The organism is Desulfovibrio sp., assembly GCF_014803725.1.
Lineage (GTDB): Bacteria > Desulfobacterota > Desulfovibrionia > Desulfovibrionales > Desulfovibrionaceae > Desulfovibrio.
On record NZ_JAAVBE010000018.1, the window covers coordinates 1 to 19,527 of the forward strand.

At 63.2% G+C, this 19,527-nt stretch carries 15 protein-coding genes; 5 read left to right on the forward strand and 10 right to left on the reverse strand.

Features of this window, described 5'->3' with window-relative positions; genetic code table 11:
• Positions 1-115 precede the first annotated feature (115 nt).
• Complete coding sequence (locus tag HDR50_RS05260) at positions 116-427, reverse strand: hypothetical protein (RefSeq protein WP_291356593.1); 312 nt, start codon at positions 425-427, stop codon at positions 116-118.
• A 96-nt stretch (positions 428-523) separates the two neighbouring features.
• Here HDR50_RS05260 and HDR50_RS05265 point away from each other — a divergent pair, with 96 nt between their 5' ends.
• On the forward strand, positions 524-799 hold the full coding sequence (locus HDR50_RS05265) for a helix-turn-helix transcriptional regulator (protein WP_291356595.1): 276 nt from the start codon (positions 524-526) through the stop codon (positions 797-799).
• A gap of 62 nt (positions 800-861) precedes the next feature.
• Here HDR50_RS05265 and HDR50_RS05270 read toward each other — a convergent pair whose 3' ends face one another.
• Positions 862-2,571 carry an FAD-dependent oxidoreductase gene (locus HDR50_RS05270; RefSeq protein WP_291356597.1) on the reverse strand — a complete coding sequence of 570 codons (1,710 nt, stop codon included), beginning with the start codon at positions 2,569-2,571 and terminating at the stop codon, positions 862-864.
• A gap of 365 nt (positions 2,572-2,936) precedes the next feature.
• The gene (locus HDR50_RS05275) at positions 2,937-5,630 is read right to left on the reverse strand and encodes a valine--tRNA ligase (protein WP_291356599.1); all 2,694 of its coding nucleotides are present in this window, start codon (positions 5,628-5,630) and stop codon (positions 2,937-2,939) included.
• 36 nt (positions 5,631-5,666) lie between these two features.
• Between HDR50_RS05275 and HDR50_RS05280 the strand changes: the two genes are divergently transcribed.
• Positions 5,667-7,019: a BPL-N domain-containing protein gene (locus HDR50_RS05280; RefSeq protein ID WP_291356601.1), complete on the forward strand. Its 1,353-nt coding sequence runs from the start codon at positions 5,667-5,669 to the stop codon at positions 7,017-7,019.
• A gap of 886 nt (positions 7,020-7,905) precedes the next feature.
• On the opposite strand, the gene HDR50_RS05285 is transcribed toward HDR50_RS05280, so the two are convergent.
• Positions 7,906-8,268: a hypothetical protein gene (locus HDR50_RS05285; protein ID WP_291356603.1), complete on the reverse strand. Its 363-nt coding sequence runs from the start codon at positions 8,266-8,268 to the stop codon at positions 7,906-7,908.
• Positions 8,265-8,828 carry a Panacea domain-containing protein gene (locus tag HDR50_RS05290; RefSeq protein ID WP_291356605.1) on the reverse strand — a complete coding sequence of 188 codons (564 nt, stop codon included), beginning with the start codon at positions 8,826-8,828 and terminating at the stop codon, positions 8,265-8,267. Before HDR50_RS05290 ends, HDR50_RS05285 begins: the two co-directional genes overlap by 4 nt.
• 796 nt (positions 8,829-9,624) lie before the next feature.
• Between HDR50_RS05290 and HDR50_RS05295 the strand changes: the two genes are divergently transcribed.
• The 3 genes from HDR50_RS05295 to HDR50_RS05305 all read left to right on the forward strand — a co-directional run bounded on the left by HDR50_RS05295 (position 9,625) and on the right by HDR50_RS05305 (position 10,725).
• Entirely contained in the window at positions 9,625-9,819 is a 195-nt protein-coding gene (locus tag HDR50_RS05295) for a helix-turn-helix domain-containing protein (RefSeq protein ID WP_291356607.1), read from the forward strand.
• A 74-nt stretch (positions 9,820-9,893) separates the two neighbouring features.
• Positions 9,894-10,415 carry a hypothetical protein gene (locus tag HDR50_RS05300; protein ID WP_291356609.1) on the forward strand — a complete coding sequence of 174 codons (522 nt, stop codon included), beginning with the start codon at positions 9,894-9,896 and terminating at the stop codon, positions 10,413-10,415.
• Positions 10,408-10,725: a hypothetical protein gene (locus tag HDR50_RS05305; protein ID WP_291356611.1), complete on the forward strand. Its 318-nt coding sequence runs from the start codon at positions 10,408-10,410 to the stop codon at positions 10,723-10,725. The genes HDR50_RS05300 and HDR50_RS05305 overlap by 8 nt, the downstream gene beginning before the upstream one ends.
• 378 nt (positions 10,726-11,103) lie before the next feature.
• Here HDR50_RS05305 and HDR50_RS05310 read toward each other — a convergent pair whose 3' ends face one another.
• From HDR50_RS05310 to HDR50_RS05330, 5 genes are read right to left on the reverse strand one after another with little or no spacing between them, the layout of a single operon-like run.
• Complete coding sequence (locus HDR50_RS05310; protein WP_291356613.1) at positions 11,104-11,397, reverse strand: hypothetical protein; 294 nt, start codon at positions 11,395-11,397, stop codon at positions 11,104-11,106.
• A gap of 24 nt (positions 11,398-11,421) precedes the next feature.
• Positions 11,422-11,907 (reverse strand): GIY-YIG nuclease family protein, encoded by a 486-nt coding sequence (locus HDR50_RS05315; RefSeq protein WP_291356615.1) that lies wholly within the window; start codon positions 11,905-11,907, stop codon positions 11,422-11,424.
• A gap of 45 nt (positions 11,908-11,952) precedes the next feature.
• A complete protein-coding gene (locus HDR50_RS05320) occupies positions 11,953-14,601 on the reverse strand; it encodes a hypothetical protein (RefSeq protein ID WP_291356617.1) in 2,649 nt (882 codons plus the stop codon).
• 2 nt (positions 14,602-14,603) lie between these two features.
• Positions 14,604-16,571, reverse strand: coding sequence for a hypothetical protein (locus HDR50_RS05325; protein ID WP_291356620.1), 1,968 nt, complete (start codon positions 16,569-16,571; stop codon positions 14,604-14,606).
• Positions 16,568-19,270 (reverse strand): hypothetical protein, encoded by a 2,703-nt coding sequence (locus HDR50_RS05330; RefSeq protein ID WP_291356622.1) that lies wholly within the window; start codon positions 19,268-19,270, stop codon positions 16,568-16,570. Before HDR50_RS05330 ends, HDR50_RS05325 begins: the two co-directional genes overlap by 4 nt.
• Positions 19,271-19,527: the final 257 nt, after the last annotated feature.

Here is a 19,527-nt window from a genome sequence, read left to right on the forward strand (position 1 = left end):
ACCGCCCCCACAGCGCCCTTGGCTGGCAAAGCCCGGCGGCTTATCGGGCAGCCCATCAACCCCCAAACCGGACAGGAGCCACTAACTTATCCTTGGTATCATGAATGGGGTAGGGTCAAAGCCAGTGGCGTATTTCCGGCGAAAACTCCGCAAAGGTTTCTACATAGCTGTGCCGCCTCCCCGCCCAATTGACATACAACAAGAGCACACCCAGATCCACATAGTTTCGGATGGATTTCGAGAGCACCTGCTCCAGGTTGATGATATTCTTTTGTGACACCGTGCCCTGTGCGGTCGCCATGATGAGCGCCGCCATGGACAGGCGCATCACTTCTGCATAGTCTCGGCCACAGCGCCTGTGCAGCTCGGCAAGCTCGCGGGCAGTGGCCCTGGCGGAGCACCAGGGCAACCAGTTCCAAAACGCCATGCGCTTCCCTCATTCCCCGATATGCGAGGAGCGGTATTCCTTGTTCCGAGTAGTCATAACTACTCGGGCTCAAATTGGCATGCGTTATGAGAGGGCATGGAAAATGAAGAGCGCATCGCAAGGCGGCACATGCCCGGTATCATCCGGCGCTATCGCGCCCTGGCAGGCCTTTCGCAGCAGCAGCTCGCCGACAGCATGGGCGTGAGCAAGGGCTTTATTTCGGCGCTGGAAGGGGGCAAGAGCGTCCCTAATCTCGACATGCTCGTGGTGCTGGCGTCGGCGCTCAATGTGCGCCCCGGGGGGCTTGTGGACGCCATGGTGGAGGCCGCGGGGAAGGAGCACCGGGCGCCGGGGGCCTGCCCCAAAAACTGAGCCCCGCCAGAAGGCCGGGCGGCGCTCCTGACGGGGCTTGGTGTGCTGGTTCGGGCGTTGGCCTAGGGCTTGAGGCCCATCTTGTTCACGGCCTGCATGCCGCCCATGGAGTTCACCGTGTCCGTGATGCCGTTATTGGCGAGGATGAGCAGGCTCTCGTAGGCGCGCAGGCCCGAGTTGCAGATGAGGGCCACCGGCCGGTCGCGCGGGATCTCGCCCATGCGGGCCTTGAGCTCTTCCAGCGGGATGGAGTGCCAGTCGGGCTCGCGGTCCTGAATGGCCTTGCCGGCCTTGGGCGGCCGCGTGTCCATGAAGAAGATGTTGTTTTCCTTGCGGTGCTTCCAGAGTTCCATGAACTCGTCGCCCGTGACGGGCTTAAATCGCCCGGAGAGCACGTTGTCGGCCACGTTGGCCACCGTGTTCACCGCGTCCATGGCCGCGGCGAAGGGCGGCGCATAGGCGACCTCGAGGTTGGAGATATCCTCGAGCACGGGCCTGGCGTACTGGAGCACGCCGGCCACGGCGTCGATACGCGCCTTGAGTGCATCGCCGTCCACGCACGCGCCCTGCAGGCCGAGCACGCGGCGCGTGCCCTTCTCCACCACGATCTCGAGGCTCATCATCTTCTTTTCCGGGTAGAAATGCGCCCGGTCAAGCTGCTCGATGGCCACGCCCACGGCGTCGAAGCCCGCGGCGCGCGCCTTGGCGGCCGTGAAGCCCGTGCCGCAGAAGGACATGCCGAAGAGCTTCACCGCCCAGGTGCCCACATAGCCCGGGAAGGTGGCGTCCACCCCGGCCAGGTTGGAGCCGATGACCCGGCCCTGGCGGTTGGCCTCGCTGCCCATGGGGATGTAGCCGGGCTTGCCGGTGATGATGTTGCGCACGGCCGCGCAGTCGCCGCCCGCGTAAATGAGCGGGTCATTGGTGCGCAGGTGGTCGTCCACGAGGATGCCGCCGAAGGGCGCCACTTCAAGGCCCGCGGCCTTGGCGAGCTGGCCGTTGGGGATGAAGCCGGCCGCGAAAATGACGAGCTGCGCCGGGAGCTCGCGCTTGTCGGTGATGACCTTGGTGACGAGGCCGTTCTCGCCCTCGAGGCGCACGACCTTCTCGGAGGTGTAGACCGAGACCTTGTTGGCCTCGCACTCGTGCTGCGCCATGAGCGCCAGCGTATGCGAGAGCGCGCCGGGGAGGATCTGGTCCATCATCTCCACCACGCTCACCTTCACGCCCCACATGTCGGCGAGCGCCACGGCGGCCTCGAGCCCGATGAAGCCGCCGCCCACGATGACGGCCTCGTTGACCTTGCGCGCCTCGCAGGCCTCGCGGATCGTGCGGGCCGCCTCCAGGCGGGTCAGCGAGAGCACGTGGCCGAGCTTGGCGCCCTCCACATCGGGCATGCGCGGGGTGGCGCCGGTGGCGAGCACCAGCTTGTCATAGGGCAGCACTTCCTCGCGGTTCTCGTCCAGCTTCTGCACGAGCACGGTCTTGAGCTTGCGGTCGATGGAGACCGCGCGCGTGCGCGTGAGCACATTGACGCCCTTGAGCGCGCGGAAAAATTCCGGGTCGCGCACGACGCCCGCATTGGTGGCGCGCAGCTCGTCCAGGTTCTGCACCTCGGCGGACACATAGTAGGGGATGCCGCAGCCGCCGTAGGAGATGAAGGTATTCTCGTCCACAAGGGTCACTTCGGCATCCGGCGCAAGGCGCTTGCAGCGGGCGGCCGCCTTGGGGCCGAGCGCGACACCGCCGATGATCAGGATCTTTTCTGCCATTGAGTCCTCCCTTGGCTTGGATTTTTTAGGCATTGTTGTGCAGACACATGGAATTACGCTATGCAGCCGCGTGTCCTGCTGCATCCGCAATGCCGAAATTATCCGTCAAAAACAGTCTTTTCGGTGCTGGCTGCGTCAGAGAAAAATTTCCTTGGTCGAGTACTTAAGTACACTCCCTACGGAAATTTTTATCTTCCTTGCCAGCACCGAAAAATCTTATTTTTTAGGATTCTACCGGCACCAGCATCCGTCTTCCGCTTCGCTCCAGACGGAGTATGGAATGTCCTCATCCCCATGATACGGCGGCCTCATTCCTCATAGGCAACACTGCTCTAAAGGCGCGGCCCGCATTTCGCGCATTGCGGTCAGTTTGCGGGATTCCCCTCGGCTTCCCGGCTTTCCGCAAGGGCTTCCGTAAAAAGCTCGCGCCGCGCGGCCAGCTTGTCCCGCGCGTCGGTGATCTTTTCGGCGCGCTCGCGCTCCCGCGCCACCACTTCCGCAGGGGCGCGGCTCACAAAGCTCTCGTTGCGCAGCTTGCGGTTCACGTCCACCATGTCCTTTTCCAGCTTGGCGAGCTCCTTGTCGAGGCGAGCGAGCTCGTCAGCCAGATCCACGGCGCCGGCCAGCGGCACGATGACCTGGCAGCCCCCGGCCACGGCCGAGGCGGCGGCCTTGGGCGCGGGCATGGCCGCATCGATAATCAACTCCTCAAGGCGGGCCAGGGTCTCGATGCAGACGCGGTTCTGCTCGAGGATGCGGGCCTGCGCCTCGTCCGCCGGGTGCAGCAAAAGGCGCACCTTGCGCGTGGGGCTGATGCCGAGCTCTGCCTTGATGGTGCGCACGGCCACGATGACGCCCTGCACGAATTCCATGGCCCGCGCCTCGTCCGGGCGCACGCAGCCGGGCCGCGCCGGCGGGTAGGGCATAAGCGCGATGTCCGTGGGCGCCTCGCCCGCGGGCACCGGGAGCGCCTGCCAGATCTCGGCGGTCACAAAGGGCATAATGGGATGGAGCAGCAGCAAAATCTCGCGCAGGGTCAGCCAGAGCACATATTGCGCCCGGGCACGCACCGCGGGGTCCTCCGAGGCTATGTCCGGCTTGGAAAGCTCCAGGTACCAGTCGCAAAACTCGTTCCAGAGGAACTTGTATCCGCATTGCGCGGCGTCGTTGAAGCGGTAGTCCTCCAGCGCCTGGTCCATGTCCAGCTTCACGGCCTCGAGGCGGTCCAGTATCCACGCCTCGTGCAGGCTCAGGGGCCCCGAAAGGTCCACGGGCGCAGGCGCCGTCTCCGGCAGGTTCATGAGCACGAAGCGCGCCGCGTTCCAGAGCTTGTTGACGAAATGGCGGTAGCCCTCGATGCGCTCCTCCGAGAGGCGGATGTCGCGCCCCATGGCCGCGAAGGCCGTGAGCGTGAAGCGCAATGCGTCGCACCCGTATTTTTCGATCATGGCCAGCGGGTCGATGCCGTTGCCCTTGGACTTGGACATCTTCTGTCCCTGCGCGTCGCGCACGAGCGCATGGAGGTAGATGTCGCGGAAGGGCGGCTCGCCGAGAAAGTGCTGGCCCATCATCATCATGCGGGCCACCCAGAAAAAGAGGATGTCAAAGCCCGTCACGAGCACGCTCGTGGGATACCAGCGCTTGAGCTCGGGCGTCATTTCCGGCCAGCCCAGGGTGGAGAAGGGCCAGAGCGCGGACGAGAACCATGTGTCGAGCACGTCCTCGTCCTGCACGAGCTCGTGACTTCCGCAGCGCGGGCAGGTCTCGGGCGCGGTCTCGGCCACGATGAGCTCGCCGCACTGCTGGCACGTCCAGGCCGGGATGCGGTGGCCCCACCAGATCTGGCGGCTGATGCACCAGTCGCGGATGGTGTCGAGCCAGTGATAATAGGTCTTGAGCCAGGTCTCTGGGAAGAGCCGGGTGAGCTCGGGCACGGCGGCGCGCGCGGCCGGCGCCATCTTGGTGGTGGCCACGAACCACTGGCGCGACACATGCGGCTCCACCACGGTGTGGCAGCGGTAGCAGCGGCCCACGGCGTGGTTCAGCTCCTCCTCGCCGCGGGCGAGGCCGGCTTCCGCAATATCCTCCACAATGCGCTTGCGGGCCTCCTCCTTGGTCAGGCCCGCATAGGGGCCGGACTCGGGCTTCATGCGGCCGTCCTCGTCGATGACCTGAAGAAATTCCAGACCGTGGCGCTGGCCGAGCAGCCAGTCGTTATGGTCGTGCGAGGGCGTCACCTTGAGCGCGCCTGTGCCGAATTCCCGGTCCACATAGCTGTCCGCAATGATGGGGATCTCGCGGCCGAGCACGGGCACCACCACGCGCCGCCCCACAAGGCCGGCGTAGCGCTCGTCCTCGGGATGCACGCAGACGGCCGTGTCGCCCGGGATGGTCTCGGGCCTGGTGGTGGCGATGACGATCTCGCCGTCGCCGTCGGCGAGCTTGTAGGCCACCTTCCAGAGGCGGCCGGGCTGGTCCTCGTGCTCCACCTCGTCATCGGCGAGCGCGGTGTGGCAGCGCGAACACCAGTTGATGATATAGTCCCCGCGGTAGATGAGGCCCTCGTTATAGAGCTGCACGAAGACCTTGCGCACGGCCGCGGAAAGGCCGTCGTCGAGCGTGAAGCGCAGGCGCGACCAGTCCACCGAGCAGCCCAGCGCCGCGATCTGCTCGAGGATGCGGTGGCCGTAATCGGCGCGCCACTGCCAGACGCGCTCCACAAAGGCCTCGCGGCCGAGATCCTTGCGGCTCTTGCCTTCTTTGGCCAGCGCGCGCTCCACCACGTTCTGCGTGGAGATACCGGCATGGTCGGTGCCCGGTATCCAGAGCACGTTCTTGCCCTTCTGGCGGGCATGGCGGCAGAGCACATCGATGAGCGTGAGGTTGAGGGCGTGCCCGATGTGCAGGGCGCCGGTCACGTTGGGCGGTGGAATGACGATGGAATACGGCTCGCCCGGGGCGTCCGGGCTCGGGGTGAAAGTCCCGCTGTCTTCCCAGTGGCTGCGCCACCGGCGTTCCACGTCCTTAGGCTCGTAGCCCTTGGGGAGCGTCTCCGCCATCTTGCATTCTCCGTGAAAAGGCGGCAATAGTGCGCCATGCAGCGCGAAAGCAGCGTCCACATCCTGTGGGATGCCTCCCACATCTGGGGCCTCATGGCCTGGCGCGCCCTGCGCGCCCTGGGCGTGCCCTCGCGGCTGGTCAAGGCTAAAGAAATAGCCGAAGGCGCGCTTTCTGGCAAGCCGGGGCGGCACGGGCGCGCCCGCCTCCTGCTGGTGCCCGGAGGGAGCGCGGGCCGCAAGGCCGCCTTGCTGGGCAGCGCCGGACGCGAGGCCGTGCGGGACTTCGTACGCAAGGGCGGCACCTATCTCGGCTTTTGCGGCGGCGCCGGCCTCGCCCTGAGCCCCGCGCCAGAAGGACGGAGAGATGAAGCCCCGCTCGGCCTGTGCCCCTGGACACGCGCGCCCTATGTGCAGCGCTTCCAGCACCTCATCTCCGGCCATTTGCTCGCCAGAGCAACGGATGCGGGCGCAGACGCCTCAAGGACGGCGGGGGTAGTGTCCCTGCCCGTCTGGTGGCCCGGCCGCTTTGCGCCGGAAAGCGGCTCGCCCGACGTGACCGTGCTCGCCACCAGCGTAGGCCCGGACGCCGATCTCTGGCTCGCCGACCTGCCCCTTGCCGGCATATCCCCCCGGGTGCTGGAGACCTGGCGCAACTGCTACGGCGTGGACCTCTCGCCGGACTTTCTCGCCGGCCAGCCCCTTGCCGTGTGCGGCAGCTTCGGCGCGGGCCGCTACCTGCTCAGTTATTCGCATCTCGAAACGCCGGAAAGCCCGGCCGCCAATGCCTGGCTCGCCCGCATCCTCCGCGGCTTCGGCATTGCGGTTGCGGGGGACCGCGCCGTGCCCGCGTGGCAGCTTGACAGCGAGACTCCGTTGCCTCCAGCCCGCAAGGACGGCCCGGCGGCATCGGCGCGCCGTGCCTGCGCCCGCATCCGCGCCCTGCTCGAGCTCGGCGTCACGCAGCGCCTTTTTTTCCGGCGCACTTCCTGGCTCCGGGGCTGGCGGGCCGGCCTCCCCGGCATGGCGTGCAACAACCTCATGGCAGCCTTTGCGGAACTTGCGGAAGTGGCCGTAGCCACTGCGGAAGACCGCAGGCGCGATGCCGCCCGGGCTGCGCTGGATGACCTCTGGGCGCGCCTTGGCCCGCGCTTCGACAGGCTGCTCGACCTGTTCGCGGACGGCGCCGAGTCGTGGTTCATGGCGAGTCGGCTTTCCGATCTGCTCTCCCCCACCCTGCCGCATGCCGTGGACGCCCGCGGCCTCGCGCACCAGCGCGCGGCGCTGTTCGGCCACCCCATGCGCGGCGGCGGTATTGCGGAAGAACTGCTCCAGATGGCAGAGGAGGGAATCTATACGGCCCAGGCGCTTGCCGCCCCGCAGGCTAACTGAGCGGCGGCCGCATTCCCGCTGGCAAGCAACGCAAACGCCCCCGGTTCCGCAGGGAACCAGGGGCGAATATCGGTCTCCCGCAAGGGGAGGTGGAGGCTGGCGGAGCGGAAGTCAGCCGAACTATCAATACAACTTATTATATTTGATGAATATTCAAAAATAATATTTTTTCTGTTGCCCCCAAAGTTGCCCCCAATTTTTTACGCTGCCCCACTGGCGGCGTCACTCTCTTTTTGGGGGTTCAGCAGGGTAAAGAGCATATACCCAATATGCCCAAAATACCCAAAATTATCTCTCTTCCCCTGCCGCCCCTATCCCGGACCAGACGATTTTCAGGGGCAAGAGTATATGCCCAATATGCCCAAAATGCCCAGAATACCCTCGGCGCGTTGCGCGTCAGTGGTTCGGGAATCCCGAATGACTCAGCAGGGGCGGTGGGGCAACCTGCTAGGCATCCTCGTAGGTTCAAAAGCGGAACCGTACGTGCACAGGCGCGAGGACAAAAGAAAGGCCGCCCGGTGGGAGCGGCCTGAGGAGTGGGGTGGCGGAAGGGCTACTTCCGCCCGAAACCAAAGTCCAGATAACTCCAAACGCCAAGAATAGCGGTCGATCCCCCGTAAAAAAGGATTGTGTTCAGCATTTCGGGTTCCCCTTCCGATGGAATTTCAGGCCTAGCAGGCAGCAGATGATACCCGCATAGAGTGCGCTGCTGCTTGTTTCTATGAAGGCCACGGCAAAGATACGGCGCCCGCGCGTGAGCGGCGGCCGGGCGTGGTATGTCTGCGTCCTTAGGCTGGATAAAAGCTCGCCCTGCAACTGCCGGGGATATGGAAGAAAACAGGAAGCCCCCTGCCGGAACTTCCGGCGGGGGGGCTGAATTGTCCCGTTATGTCTCGTTAGAAAAAAATTTTTTGATTTTCTGTGACGGGAGCCCAAGGCTCGATGCGCAGTCTTTGATGAGCCTTATGTTATCAGGAGTTAATCTAGTAACATAAGTTTCCTCATCAAAGCTATCACAATCAAGGAAGGTATAAGCATCTTTAGAGAGGTCAACATAATAATGGCTGGGAGGAAGTTTCGGTATCCAGTCTTTGGGGATAAAGAATTTTTTAAGGTTTTTTTGGCAAGGAAAGCTGACTCCGGCTTCAGCGACCTGAAAAACAAGGTAGGGAGCTTCAGGGCTCCCCTGAAGCTCCCCAAGTTGCAGATATATTGAACCTTCGACTTTAAAAATATCGCCGTCTTTCATCGTGTCCCTTCCATGCGAGCTTTCACACCCGGCAACTTTAGGAACGCCGCATTGGCCTTGGCGACACTTTCACGCAGAAGCCGCCGCCGCTCTTTTTCTTGGGGGCGAAGAGTATCGTCTACCAAGGCTTCGAGTGGAATTTGCTTGCCCTTACCCTTACCGCCATTTTGTCTGTTCCAGACAATATCCCACGGTTCATTGGGGGCATGGGAGATTCTTGACATCTCTTCGCCAGTCGTATTCTTATACTTTTTACAAATATTCGCCAGAACCTTCAGTTCCTTATCATTAAACTCATCGTCTATAAATTCCTTTCCTTCCACAAGATTAAAGACTCCATCCCCGTTTTCGCGGATAACGGTTGTCAGGGAAAACTTGGGGATGATATTCTTCGCAAGGTCAATGGAAACGGGCACCGGCCCGAAATCGTCCGCGAAATAGTCCTGCCCGGAAATGGAAAAAGCCGTCCACTCAATCGCCAGCTTGTCCGCGAAATAGAAAAGCTTGTTCAGCTTCATGCGGTTGACGTTCTTTGTGTTCGCCACAAAATAGATAGCCATGTTCTGGACGCGATTCCTGATTTGATCCGGGAAAAGCATAGGATACCCCTTTAGGAGGGGATAGAGTGGGCCGGAAGCGTTGCCTCCTGTCCGCTTCCAGCTGATGCGGGCGGGTGCCGCATCCAGGTGAAGGGTGTTGAAGATGACCGCCTTGCTAGCTCCTCCAAGCAAAGCGCGCCCCGGGTTGCCCCGAAAGTGCGGGGCAGGCGATACAACAATAAATCCAAAAAGGCAATTTGTAAATTTTTATATGTGAAATATGTGTATTTCGTGACAAATTTTAACGTACTAATTTTTTAGGAAATTTTCATTTTCCTTCAATTTCCCCGGCTTTTCCGGCAAAAAATTTTTGCTTGACATGGTATACCAGCCGGCCACTTAGCGCAAACCTTCGGCCCTGCAACAAGGCGAAACACGCTTTGCCCGGCCATTGACGGGGCCAAGGCTGACTTCAACGACCTTCACCAGAAGCGCGGGCTTGTGGCGGTGTCGGGGAAATGAACGGAATGGGGCCTTGTGCCCTGGGGAAAGGGCGCGACGGTGGCAAGCGACCGGCCTCCCCCTCCTGCCGGGCGAAATGTTTCACGGGGCCGGGCGTGGCACGCGTAGCACGATTTTGCAGGTGCGGAATGGCGGCTTGTGAAACATGCGGAAACACTGGACATTTTTCCGGGAAAATGTCCCATAATAGGTGATTATGTAATCTTAGATAGTATTATATAGCATAAATTAGCATGACATATCACTTGACAACACGAACCTTGTCAACTACTTTCCCGAAAAAGGAGGTGACAGAGTGAGCCCGCTCACGGAAAACGAGAAGGCTCAGAGGCCCCTTGATGTGCTGGAGGCCGCCGAGTTCCTCAAGATTGGCCGCTCAACCATGTTCAAGCTGATAACCTCTGGAGAGGTGAAGGCCAAAAAAGTGGGGCGCCAATGGCGTGTGACCATTGAGGCCCTGAACGAGTACCTAAACAAGTCAGACAACTGAAAAGCGGCCCGGCAGGAGAATAGCCGTTCCCCTGCCGAGCCTGACCACCTAAGCGTCTCAGGAGGGCGCGAAGTATGGCTGACACAATTTCCCACGACGAACAGGCCCAGGTCAAGACGGATGACACCAGCAAGCCGGACGACTCCACCAGTAAGGCGCGGCTCGCCACTCTCCTTGAATCCTCCTACGAGCAGATGGAGGACATTCAGGAGCAGCTTGCCGAGCTCTCGGAGATGATCAACCCAGAGCCGGCCCCGCTGCCGGACTCAGTGGACCCCAACGTGCTGTTTGCCAAGGTGGCACTCAGCGAGGAGCGGGACGCCGTTGAAAAGGCGGCTGAGGCTCTGGGCGCTCAGGTTGAGACATTCCAGCAGGCGGTGAAGCTCATGAAGGGGCGGCTGCTCCATGGCCGCAACAGGCAGGCGTGGAAGGTTATCCTGGAGAAGTTCGATGCGGAGACCTACCACCATCTTGATTATGTCCAGTCCAGCATCACGGCGCTTATGGCCCATGTCAGCCTTCTCTCCGGGCTCGTGACTTTCGCCGTGGCCGAGGATGTGCCGGACGCCATGACGCAGGAGGCGGGCAATGTATAGCGGCATTTCACTGGAAGTCAGGGAGAAGAAGGCCAAAGACTACAAGGAAGGCTTCGAGCGCATACAGTCTATGCTTGATAGCCTGCTTGCGCTGCAAGAAATGATAGTGTCCAACAAGGGCGAAACCCTCGAGTTTTCGACGGTGGGGCGGAACGGTCTTGCCTCCGTTTTGGGCGCGTTGAGCCGCGACGGATGGGAGGGGTTGAAGAAATTGCCCCTCGTCTATGAGTTCCGAGAGCTCGTGGGTGTGGAAGGCCCCTGGGAGTATCCACACGAAGAACAGGAGAATGGCTCACCGCTCCTGTCATAGCGTTCACTCCCTGCCAGCATACAAACGGCCCCTGCCATTGCGGCGGGGGCTTTTTATTCAGAGCCGCCCATTCTCACTTGCTTCCCACTTGCTTCAACGTCCCTGCTGGCATTTTCGGCCCGCGATTTTCACCCGGCAAAAAGGGGCGCTCCCACGTCCAGGAACGCCCCTTTTTCTTGCTTCATTCTTGGTTCGATTCGCGCTTCACTCGCGCTTCGTTTCACGCTTCATTCTCGCTTCGATTCGGGCTTCATTCGAGCTTCGATGCTCTGACTCGCCATCTTCGGCCTGATTTTTCCAGCAGAGGGGGGAGAGCTTCGCCAGCGCCCGGAACGCCAAAGTTCTTCGCTTCGTCTTCGCTTCGATGTGGTTTCCGGGTCATTTTTTGCCCGACTTGCGCCACTGTCTTCCGGCCACCGCCGCCACCAGGGCAAGCTCCTCATCTTCGGGGATGATCTTCTTTGTCTCGGCGGCACTGGGGCCGAGTTCGTGAACCATGTCCCCGGCCTGTTCCCGGTTCTCGAGCAGCCACTTCCACAGGTCGTCAACGCTGGCCACGGGCTTGTCCCCCAGCAGGAGGATAGGCGCGCCGGCTTGCGCCCAGTCCTTCACCTGCTTGCCGGTGGCCCCGAAGATCCTCCCGATGGCTACCCAGCCCAGCGCAAGATCCATGCCCCTTTCTCTCTGCGCCCTTGCTCAACCCTTGACGAACTCACGCCGAAACTCATCAAGCTCCTTTCGGAGTTCAGCCGCTACCCTACGCACAAGAGGGTGCTGAATGGCGTTGCCGCCAATGATGTTGGTGAGGCCAAAGTCCGCCAGTTCGTGGATGATGTTGTCCTCCACGGACAGGGCCACTTCCTCGCTCTCCGAAACAAAGAGGATGCGCCGCTCTGCTTCATGCCCGGCAGCAAATATCTGTTGGATGCGCTTCACTTTGGCGGCGTTTTGCAGCACTCCGCGGCGCGTCCGTTCCTCGTGCTTGAGGACGCGGCCGCCGATGCCTTTGCCGATGTAAAAAATTTCCTGAGTGACCGGGTCAATCAGCGCATAGACGTAGAACCCCGCGGGCGGGTACGCCGTGCCGAGCCTGTAGCCGCTCTCTTTTTCCGCCTGCGCAACATTCCGGCTTGTCCGATAGGCGGAGAGAAAGGCGGAAAGATCCCCTTTCAAGCTCTCCATGTTCTCTTCTTCCTCCACTCGGTTTTTCGGGCCACCTCAATGCTCCTACCTGAAGCCGCCGCCCCGCTTGATGTATTCCGAAGGCGGCAGGATGAAGGTCTGCCCGAACTCCTTCTTCATCTTGCGCTCTGTACGGCGCAGGGTGCCGGGGGAGAGCATTTCGCGCACATGGTAAAGGAGCGCCCAGTCCAAGGCGGCGCGCGTGTACCAGAGGTTCACGAAGGGCATGTTGCTCATGGCGAGGCGCAGGGTATCTTCCGCGCCATTGGCGAAGTCCCCGCGCACAAGCTCGCCGGACACCTTGACAACTTCGCCCAGCGCGCCGCCCAGGGGGCCGACTGCGGTTTCGGCGAAGGAGTTGCCGAAGCGGTTGACCGTGCCGAAGAGGAAATCCCCGAAGATGCCCGCGCCGCCGGATTGCACGAGTGCCGCCATCCAGGTCTCCTTTTCCGTCAAGCTGCGCGGCGTGCGCCCCTTGCTGATGTCCTTCAGGGTCATGGCCGCGTAGCCGAAAGCCACGCTTGAGAGCATAAAGCCGAACAGGCCGCCCATGTCCCGGGTGATGGCGTCAGCCGCCGCCCCGGCGTTGAAGCCGAAGCGCATCCCCTGCTGACGGTCGCCGCGCACCCAGCGCCTGCCGCCGAGCACACGCTGCATGTAGGCAATGGGGAAGGACTTGAACTGCATGATCGACCGCCAGACTTCACCGGGCACGGTGCCGGGCCTCTGCCCCTGCCGCATGATGGCGCGCGTGGCGTCGTCCGGCTCGATGATGGCAAAGCCCGTCTCGTCGGCGAGCATTGCCATGGAGTCAAAGCGCAGGTTGCGGCGCAGCCTCTCAAGCTCCTCGGCGCGGGCCGCCTCCCACTGGGAGCGCTTGCGCGAGCCCTTCTTTCCCGGCGGATGGGCACGCAGGCTCTCCGGCAAGAGCGGCGCAAGGTCCGCGTCCGTCAGGTTGGCCGCCTCGTCAGGGAAGAAGTAGCGCTTGCCGTCCGGGCCCTGCTTTACCATCTTGCGCATGGCGTCCCAGCGGGGGGCGTCGATGCCGTGATATTCCAGCATGGCCCGACGCGGGCCGTCCAACTGGTCGAAAGTCCTTTCGCCCACTTCGCCCAGGTGTCCGGAGAGCCAGAGCGTGTAGCCCGCCTTGCCGCGTTCCGTCATCCAGTTGAGGCCGCTCCAGCGGAAGAGCTTGTCCTGAAGGGCGGCCATGAGTCCGGGCGTGCCCGCGTTGTCGTCCCAGCGGGCGGCAATGTCGCCCCGTATCTGGTCGAGGAACGCGCCGCACTGCCGCGCCGCCTCGCGCTTGCCGTGGCCGTAGTCCGCGAAATACTGGCCGAGGCTCTTGGTGATGGCACCGGGCCATGTCTCGCCGTTGACGCGCATGCTGGACGCCTTGACAAAGACATCCGCCACGGCGGACAGGCTGGCCGCGCCCAGCTTGGCGAGGGATTGCGTGGCGCGCAGGGTGGACATGACGCGGGCGAAGGTGGGCCGCGTGGGGATGTTCGTTTCCCCGGTGAGCTCCGCGAGCCACGCCGCCGCGCGCCCCTGCGTCATGATGCCCGGCGAAAAGGCGGTGGAAAGCTCGCGGAGCTGCTTCTGCTTTTCCGTGAGGGAGAGGTCGGGGTTCTCATGCACGGCAATCTGCTCCCGCTTGAGCAGGCGCGCGAGCATGTCCTGCGGGTCCGGCCCCATGCGCTCCAGCAGGGAGAGGGCGCGGGCGTCCATCTCCAGATGCCTGAGCATGGCGTCGAAGATGTTTCCGCGCCCGTAGCGGTCGTTATACTGCAAGGCCGCGTCCGCATCCCGGAAGTGGAGCACGCGCTGCTGCTCGAGCTTTTTCGTGAGGCGCTTCGGGCCGCCGCCCGTGCTTTCGCCCGCGCCCGGCATGTGCGGCATCTTGCCCAGGGTGAGGTTGTCATAGACGCCGCCGAGGATTTCTTTTGCCCGCGCCGCGTCCACGAGCCCGATGCCGTCAAAGGTGCGCTCAAGGTCAAGGCGCTCAAAGACGAAATCAACCCACGCCTGCCGGCCGCCCGCGCCGCCCCCGAGCAGCTTGTAGGGGTCATGGTTCTGCGGCGTCCAGCCGTCCAGCTTGCCGATGTCCGCCCCGGCGGCGTTGAGCTGCTGCCGCGCCTGCTCCATGTAGCGGGCGAAGATGCCCGCAATTTCTGCCGCGCTTTGGTTGCCGGTGCTCCCCGGCTCGCGCATCTCGCGGAAGATGGCATCATGGAAGCCCTTGTCCTCGCGCATCAGGCGCATGGCCGCGCCATTGCCCACCTGTTCCAGTTCCGTGAGCATGGGGGCTGTCCATGACTTGTAGATGCCGTTGCGCAGCGCGAAAACGGAGCGGCGCGCGCCGTCAAAGCGCTGGGAGATGCCCACCATGAACGCCTGAATGGCGTCCATGCCGGAAACACCCTGCGCCTTGCAATTGTCGATGAAGGCGGTCGCCTCCCCATAGCGCACGGTGGCAATGGCCTGACGGCGCAGGCGCATTGCCGCCTCGTGCTGCATAGCCTGCGCGGTGTTACTCCATGCGGCGGAGAGGTTTTGCGGCGTGGCGTTGCCCGCTGCCTTGAGCCGTGCCTTTTCCGCAAGGAGCATATCCACGATGTCGTTGGCTTCGCTTTCGGTCGCGCCGTTGTTCCTCAGTGCCGTGATACAGTCGCTCTTGCTGATGGCCGCCATGCCTATGCCTCCGCCTTCCAGATACATTCAATGACGCTCTGGCCGAGTTCGTCATACTGCTCGGCGCGGGCCGCCATGTCGCGCGATTCCGCCAGCGCGCGGGCACTTTCCTCATCCATGCGGCCGGAGGCCGTCATCTCCTCCAGCTTTTGCAGCGTGGCGGCGTCGGCCGCGTCGCGCGCGCCCTGAGCATCATGGGCTTCCACGTCCGGCGCGGGGGCGTAGTTCTCCCGCTGCTCCACGGCAAAGTTGACATTGGGGCGGCCGGTGCTTATGCTTTCTTTGCCCTTTGCCTCCGGGACGAGTGATTTAAGACCTCCCCCGGCAGTATCTTGGTAGTTAGGGGATTTGCCTCCATGTGAGGGTTCTCTCCCGCCAAGGAAGTAAGGGGCTTTTCTTTTTTCTGATAGCCCGTAGCCGTCAGTACCGGTGCGAAAAACGGTTATCAGCGTGGGCGAGTCGTGCCCCTTCTTCCGCTTGGCAATGGCATATACCGTGCGCGTTCCGTCGCCGTTGTCTATCGTCCAACGGGTTTCCCGCTTTGCCATCTGTCGCGTGGCTTCCTGAACAGGCTCAAACTCCCGGATGCGCTGCGGCATCCCGACAATATCCTCGCGCGTCACCTGAAAGCGCGGGTCCGCTTTGCTTTTTTCGCCGTGCCGCCAGAGGATTTTGACTAGCCCCCAGCCCCGGCTGCCATGAGTTTTCACAAAAGCGTCATCCTTGACGATGATTTCACCCTCGGGCCCTTCCACTCCCGGGCCGCGCTCCACAAGGATGCGCTCAAATTCCGGCGAGGAGAGTGAGGCGAGCACCTCATCCGCAGGGCCGCCCAGCGGATTCTCGCGCACCGTGTCATAGGCCCGGCCCAGCGCCTGCGATTCCCTGAGCACCGGGCCCACGTCCACGGGACGGCCGTCGCTCACGTCGGAAACCGCCTTTTCCATGGCGCGGGCGGCGTCGCGCTTGTCGCGCCCCGTCAGGGAGGCGCGGGCCATGTCCGCGTCGTCATTGCGCGGGAGGTGAAAGTCATCCTCCATGCGGGCCACATCTTCGCCGCCGCCTACGCGGGCAAGGAAGTCATTGTCCGGCGTTCCGAACTCCCCGGCATCCTGCTGCGGCCGGGCATTGGGGGCAGGCTCGGCACCTTCCATGCGCCGCGTCAGCCCCTCCAGCCGTGCAAGCCGCTTTGCGCCCACATAGCCCGCGAGAGCACCGCCCGCGCTCCCCATGCCCGCGCCGATGATTGCGCCGAATATCGTGTCCAGCATGAGATCGGTAAAGCCGACGTCCTCGCCGCGCGCCGCAAGATCGGGCAAGACAATGGCATCCGCCAGGGCATTGCCCAGCGCGCCCTCGACGATGCCCGCCTTCATGCCCGCGATTGCCCCGGCTTTGGCGGCAGCGCCCGCGCCGGCCGCCGCGCGCAAGGCCGCCTGCGCCTTTACCGCGCCCCCGGCGAAGGAAACGAAATTCACCGGGTCCGGCAGGCTGCCGATGAGCATGGCCCCGAAGCCAAGGCTGCGCGTGAGCAGGCCGTACGAGGCGTCCCCAGCGGTCACCACCTGTTCCCGGTAGCGGCGCTCGTCGTAATTTTCCGCCATGATGCGGGCTCGGGTCTGGGTCATGTCGGGCCGGTACTCCATGCCCTTGCGGAACCAGGGCGACGCTTCCCATGATTCCTTGGACATGGCGCGGGCGTGGGTCATGCCTGCGGCTTCCGGCGTCATGCCCTGCGCGAGCAGCATTTGCGCGTTCTGGCGGTACTCCTCGTCCGCCGTGCCTTCACGGCGTTCCGCGTCCATGATGTCCGTTTCTTCAAGGATGCGCCCGGTAGTGGTGCGCTCAAAGCCCTGCGCCACATGCGCGCCGAGGTATTCGGAGCGCGTGGGCGTCTGGAGGAGGCCAGAAGCGCCCGTGTACTGGTCGATGCTGACGCCCTGCAAACGGTCAAAAGCGTGGCCCATCATAGCTCTGCCTCCAGCCCCGCCATGTCGTCGTCGAAGGATTCCGCCACTTGCTGCAGGCGCGCCTTGCGCTCCGCCCCTTCCTTGACAATGGTGGCAATCTCAAAAGATAGGGGCGTGCCGTCTCCATAAACGACGGGGCGCCCGTGCTGCGGGTCAATGAGCGTCACCCTTGTGCCCGTTTCGTCCGACACGAACACGCCCCGCTCGATGAGGCCGGACAGGTTGGCGCGGTCGAGGCACCCCTGCTGCGTATCCTCGGGCACACCGGCAAGCAGCTTCTCCCGCAGGTCCTCGCGCACGTCCCTTGTGGCGTCCAGCACGTCGTCCACATCATAGGCGGCGTTGCGCGGCAGCATGAGGAAGCACTCCCCGTTGGCCGCGCTTTCAAAAGCCTTGTTAAAGTCCTCAAGGTTGCCGCCCAGCTTCACATAATTGGTGAGCATGGTTTCCATGCCCTGCCCGAAGCGGCGCATAGCCTCATTGGCCGGGAAGGCGCGGGAGAGCGTGAGCACATCCTTGAGCAGCCTGTTTTCGGCGGCGGCGTCCACGGCAGCCTGCTTCGCGTCCTTGTCCAGCCCCGGAATGTCCCCGTCCTTCACCTCCAGAGCCGTGAGCGCGAGCCCCATGCTTTTTTCGTTCATGACGCCAAGCACTGGCAGGAGAGTGACCACCTGTTCGGGCACCTGCATTTCATGCAATGCCTGCCGCGCATAGGGGCCGTAGGTTTTGCTGAGCTCCCCGAGCCACGCCACCCGCGACACCGGGGCGTCCAGCTTGTCATAGGCCGCCTTGAGCTGCCTTGCCTGTTCCACCGGCAGCACGCGCGGCTCAAAGGCAAGGCCCGCGCCTATGCGCTCCTGAAGCTCAAGGGAGCGGCGCACGCGCTCCTGCGGGGGCATCTCGCCCTGCATGGCCGGGAGCGCCGACACACTGGCGGCCGGGTCCTTGATGAACGCGGCCTGCTTTTGGGCCAGCACCCTGACCACATTGTCGCGCATGGCCGTGGCCGACTTGGCATTGTCCGGGGTCACCATGCTGTCGAGCTGCGCATGAACCGCCGCGCCCTGCTCGGCAAGGGGAAGGTCGTTCACGTCATTGAGCGCGCTGTGGGCCGTGCGGGCAAGCTCGAGACGCCCGGAAAGCTCCGCCGCCTCCAAGGCAAACCCGAGGGAACGCAAGGCCGTCACGTCCTTTTCCGCCGCCGTGAAGTCGCCCTTCTCAAGGCCGTATTCCAGATGATTGCCGAAAGCCTGCGTGGTCAGCCCGGCTTCCTGCGCCTGCTCGCGGCGGGCGTGGTCGATCTTGCCCTGAAGTTGCATCAGCTCAGCAGGGGGAAGCATTGCCTCCGGCCCGGAGCGTGCGAGGGCAAGGGCCTGCTCTTTCTCTTTGGCATAGCGCCCGCGTTGGGAGCTTAGGAGGCGTTGCCTGCCCGCTTCGTCCTTCTGTTCGGCAAGCGCCGTCCTGAACTCGCCGGGACGACCGCGCAGCTCGTAGGTGGCCGTGATGAACTGTTCAAGCTGCGCCTGCTTGTCCGCGCCCTTGTCCACCATGCCCCAGGCTTCCCGCAGGATGCGTTTTGCGCCGGCGGGGCCGTGCTGAATGGCCGTGGAAAGCATCACTTCCCGCATGGCCGCATTGTCCCCAAAGGCGGCGAAAAGCTCGCTTCCCTTGAGGCGCTGTTCAATTGGGCGCAAGTATTGGCTCGTAAGGTGTTCCCGCTGTGCCTGAACCATCTCCGCCCGCAGGGGGCCATTGGCCGCCTGTCTGAAGGCATTGTCGAATTCCTCGGAACCCACGGCATACTTGCCGCCGCCAAGCGCCTCATGGAGTTTTGGGTGTGTGGTTTTCAGCGATTCCATGAAGCTGTTGGCCGTGCCCTTGCCGCCTCTGTTGTTGAACTGGAAAAGCCCGTAGGACTTGGAGCCGCCCGTGTCCCGAGAGATGGCGCCGGGGTCCATGGCCGATTCATGCACCGCGGCGAGCGAGCCCACGCCGCCGTAACCGCTGGCCTGGTCAAGCGCGATCTGTGCTCCGGCCACATTCTTGCGGGCGAGCAGGGCGTCGATTGTCACGCCCGCCACCTTGCGGTTCAGGTCCGCCTCCATGGCGCGGTGGTCGAGGCCGGGCGTCATGTCCGCCATGCGCTGCTTGAGCCCGGCGAGGCTGTGCTGCACAAATTCGGCGTTGCCCGGGTCATTGGCGATGGCGTTGAGCGTCTCGCTCATGTCGCCTTCAAAGACGCTCTTTTGCCATACCTCCTTCTCGCGCCGCCCATAGGCCTGCCCCTGCTCGGTAAAGTGGAGCCCGGTCGCGGCCGCGTCCCGCAAAAACATCTCCCGCGCCCGGCCGGAAAACTGGTCGGCCAGCGGCTGGGCGGCCTCGCGCGCGAACGCGTCAAAATGCTCGCCCGCGTTCACGGCGTCCTTGCCCTTGTTCTCCGTGGTGTAACGCTCGCGCTCCTCGGAGAGCTGCCGCCGGTAATCGTTCAGGGCCTGGGCCACGGCCGTGCTCTGGTCCTTCACATATTCGCGGAAACCGACTTCCGTTATCTGCATCCCGGCCTTGGCCATCTCATTGATGATGTCCGCGTCGGTCGAGCGCCCGGCGTCCCGGATGAGCGGTTGCGCAAAGCCAGCGTCAATGCCCCCGGCATGGATATTCCGGGGCGGCGTACTGTAATGCTGAATGCGTATTGCCATGCTGCCTTCTCATGTGCCCAAAATGTTGTGTTTGGCCTGATTGCCAAGCTCCCTACTATCAACCGCGATACGCGTGGCGCGCCCCCGTTTGCGGCGCTGTTCGCTTCGGCAGGAGTGGTGTCGGCCGTTCCTCAAAGCCCATGTCGCACCTGCTCTGCATATTGAGTTTTCGCCCGGTGGCGGCGCAGCGCCCGGACCAATACGCCAACCCCGGCAGCCGCTGCCAGCAGAGACAGCTAAAGCACCGTAACGGTTCC